The sequence below is a fragment of the Pseudorhodoplanes sp. genome, assembly GCF_035565855.1.
Taxonomy (GTDB): Bacteria; Pseudomonadota; Alphaproteobacteria; order Rhizobiales; family Xanthobacteraceae; genus Pseudorhodoplanes.
In genome coordinates this window covers 1-3,416 of the sequence record NZ_DATMRX010000191.1, presented here as the reverse complement: position 1 = coordinate 3,416, position 3,416 = coordinate 1, and the positions used below count along the sequence as shown (strand labels likewise).

Genomic DNA, 3,416 nt, shown 5'->3' with positions numbered 1-3,416 from the left:
GCGCCCCACTTCTCGACCGACGGCTCGAGCCCAATTCTCTGGAAATGCCGCACGCTATTGGGCGTCAGGTAGACGCCGGCGCCGATCTCGCCGAGTTCGGGAGCCTGCTCGTAGACCTGGACCGGGAAACCGTGCGCGATCAGCACATTGGCCGCAAACAGGCCGCCAATCCCGCCGCCCACGATGACGATACTCGGTCGCGCTTCCGCCATGATACACCCGGCTCCCAGCCTTGCTTGTTTCGGAATCCGGTCGTTCAGGACCGGCGCCGCCGCCGAAAATGCTTCGGAAGCGTGCCGGTTTCAAGCGCCTTTCGTCATCCCTCGGGAGCGCTGGATCGCGAGGCAAGCCTGTTGCGAACGCTTCGCCATCAGGACTTCAATTCGAACTCGCCGTTGATCTCCACGGGAATGCCGTGCGGCAGCTCGGCCATGCCAACGGCGGTGCGCGCGTGCTTGCCGAACGTCGCTCCGAACACCTCGTAGAAAAAATCCGAAGCGCCGTCGATTACCTCCGGCATCCGATCGAATCCCGGTGCGACGTTGACCATGCCATAGAGGCGGATCACGCGCTTGACTCGGTCGAGATCGCCGAGCTCCTGCTTCAGGCTCGCAAGCATGGAGAGGGCCACCGCGCGCGCCGTTGCGTAACCTTCCTCGACCGTAACCTCGCTGCCGACCTTGCCCTTGGCCTTGACCTTCGGGCCGCTGAGATCGCGACCGTGGCCCGATGCATAAACGATCGAGCCGACGACCACGCAGCCGGTGCGATTGGGGTTGGGGAATTTGAAAGGTTCGGGCAGCGAATAGCCCATGCTCTTGATCTTGTCTTCAATCATGCTCATTGCGTTTTCCTGCTCTCTTATCCGCTGTCGTTTTAGCTCGGCGGATGTTGATGGGCGAAGACCGCATCGAACGCGACGGGCATCTGAAAGGCGGTCCGTCACGATCATCCTCTGTCCGATATTCGGTCCCGCCAGGCCGGCCGTCCAGCAGACCGTGTGGAAACCGTCGCGGTGGTTGCAACTGCCGGATCGCTTGTTGTTGTGGTTGCTGTGGCGGAATGCGCTCGTGTTTCTGAACGAGTCTTCGTTTCGCCGATGGCGGATGTGTCGCTTCTTGCGGGGTGTTTATCTCTTGCGAAAGTCGTCCGGTGTCAGCACGATGCGCGCCGTCGCAAGATCACTGACGATCCATTTCGCAGAGAGGATGACGCTATGAAACGACCGTCGCGGCCAAAAGCTTCAACCGTTCGCGCCACACGCGCGCCCGCGTCGGATCGCGTTGCCGTCGAACCGCTGTTGCCCGTGCCGGTGCCGCACACGAGCGCCAAGCTTGCACGCGGCATTCGCGCCGGCCGATGGGTGTTCGCCACCGGCCAGGCTGCGACGGACTACGTCAACGGCATCGCGGCGGACCTGGTGCAGACCGAACGGCCGCTGAACGGCGAAACGATGTACAAGCGCCAGGCGCGGCGCATCTATCGGAACGTGAAAGAGGTGCTGGGCAAGGTCGGCGCCAGCCTTCCGGATGTCGTGCGCGTCGATCAGTACTACACCACCGAGCGCGCGATGCATCCTTATCACGAGGTGCGCCACGAGGTCTTCGGCTCGAAGATTCCGCCTTCCACCTCGAACCTACACCAGCGTTTTTCGCGCACGGATCAGAGCATCGAGCTTCAGGTGATGGCGGCGGTGCCGGGCTCGGGTCTCAAGGTGAAGCATGAGACGTTTAATCCGGGCTACGACATTTCCGCCGTCTCCGGCTATAGCCCTGCGCTCAGCGCCGGCGATTTCCGCTTCGTGCCGGGACAGACGGCCGAGGCAAGCCGGGACGACGAGGGCCCGCTCGACCCGGAGGTCCGCCATCCGCGTGCGTTGTGGCGGCAATGGCCGATCAAGCTCGAAACCCAGTTCATCCTCCAGCGCAAGCTCAAGGCTTCGCTTGAGGGTGCGGGCGCAAGCCTCGACAGCGTGGTCAAGGCGCAGGTGTATTTGAGCGATCGCGAGGATGTGCCTGCCTTTAATGAAGTCTGGCTTTCGACGTTCAAGAGCCCGCCGGCAACGACGATCATCGCGACGGCCAAGCCCGGCTTCGCAATCAACGATCTGCGCATCGAGATCAACACCATCTCGCTCGCCACTCAGGGCAAGACCAAGCGTGAGGTGATCAAGGGCCCCGAGGCGCCGGCCTTCGATGGTTATGTCTCGGCGATCAAGGCCGGCGATCTGCTGTTCCTGTCGGGTATGATGGCGGTGGAGGGCGGCCGTCTGATCGACGAGGCGCGGGTGGATGAGCGCCAGCCGTTCTACGGCATTCCGGTCAAGGCGGAGCTGCGCTCCATCATCCGTCAGGCGGAAGCGATCTGCCGGTCGGCCGGGACGTCGCTTCGCAACGCCGTGCGCATCCAGCAATTCCACACCGACCTCGCGGACCTGCCGGCCGCCATCGAAGTGTGGGACGAGGCGATGGATCATGCGCCGCTGCCGCTGTCGCCGATCGAGGTGCCCTGGCTGCCGGTGCCGGGTGCGCGCGTGCAGGTCGATCTCTGGGTCTACGTGCCCGAGTGATCGGTTCGGCGGCTTCGCGATGAAGCCCGCTATCGAAAAGGCCCCGGCTCCGGTTCAATCCGGCTCCGGGGCCTTGATGTGTCGAGCTTCGCTCAATGCTTTCAGGGGCGAGCGCAACCGATGGCGCTTCAGTAAACCGGCGCGGCGTAGGGCGAGGCGGCCTGCGGCTGTGTCTTGGCTTTGCGCGATTTCTTATCCGGCGGTGCGAGCTTATCCAGGAAAGACACGATGCCTGGCGTCTCCTCCGCTTTCGGTCTGGCGTGTCGCCCGCTGCGGCGGGTTGCGCGATGGACCGGCTTTGCTCCCGCCGTCGGAGCGATGCTGGGTCGCGCAGCGGGAAGGGGAACCGATTGCGAATCCAGTGCGGCGATCCGCTCGGCTTCCGTCGGCTGCGGCGTCGTTGTGACGGCCATGCCGTTTGTCGTCACGGTGCGGCTGGTTTCGGCCCGCGGCAATGGACGCGGCCTCGGCATCGGCAGAACCGCCGTGGCCGGTTGGGTTGCGCTCGGTGAGGCTTGGGCGTGCTCGACCGAAGCAACGGTCGCGTCGGAAGATGTTTCGGGAAGCGGAGGTGCTATCCGCACCGGATCGAATGCGCCGCGCGGCTGTTTGGTCGTCGCGGTCTGATGGGGCGCCGCGGCGTGCGGCAGCCGTGTGATCTTTTCGATGTGAACCACGCGCGGCTTCAGCACATCGTCGCTCCGCGTGGACAGTGCCGCAAGCGCGTTGTCGCGCGGTTCGGCGGTGCGGCTGGACGACGACGCGCCGCATCGCATCTGCGGCTTCTTGTAGAAGCCGCGCTGATAATAGGCGACCGCACGGCTGATGTTGCAGCCTGCGGCGCGGT

3 protein-coding genes and 1 pseudogene are annotated in these 3,416 nt (G+C 64.2%); 1 reads left to right on the top strand and 3 read right to left on the bottom strand.

The window, feature by feature from the left end; translation table 11 throughout:
• A partial coding sequence (locus VN004_RS10695; RefSeq protein ID WP_325609763.1) for an NAD(P)-binding protein occupies positions 1 to 212 on the bottom strand: 212 nt, incomplete at its 3' end.
• Between the two features lie 158 nt (positions 213 to 370).
• Complete coding sequence (locus VN004_RS10690; RefSeq protein ID WP_325609760.1) at positions 371 to 952, bottom strand: RidA family protein; 582 nt, start codon at positions 950 to 952, stop codon at positions 371 to 373.
• 264 nt (positions 953 to 1,216) lie between these two features.
• On the opposite strand from VN004_RS10690, the gene VN004_RS10685 reads away from it, so the two are divergent.
• The gene (locus VN004_RS10685; RefSeq protein WP_325609758.1) at positions 1,217 to 2,569 is read left to right on the top strand and encodes a RidA family protein; all 1,353 of its coding nucleotides are present in this window, start codon (positions 1,217 to 1,219) and stop codon (positions 2,567 to 2,569) included.
• 128 nt (positions 2,570 to 2,697) lie between these two features.
• Here the strand turns inward: VN004_RS10685 and VN004_RS10680 are convergent.
• A pseudogene (locus VN004_RS10680) lies at positions 2,698 to 3,416 on the bottom strand (hypothetical protein); the annotation flags it as partial.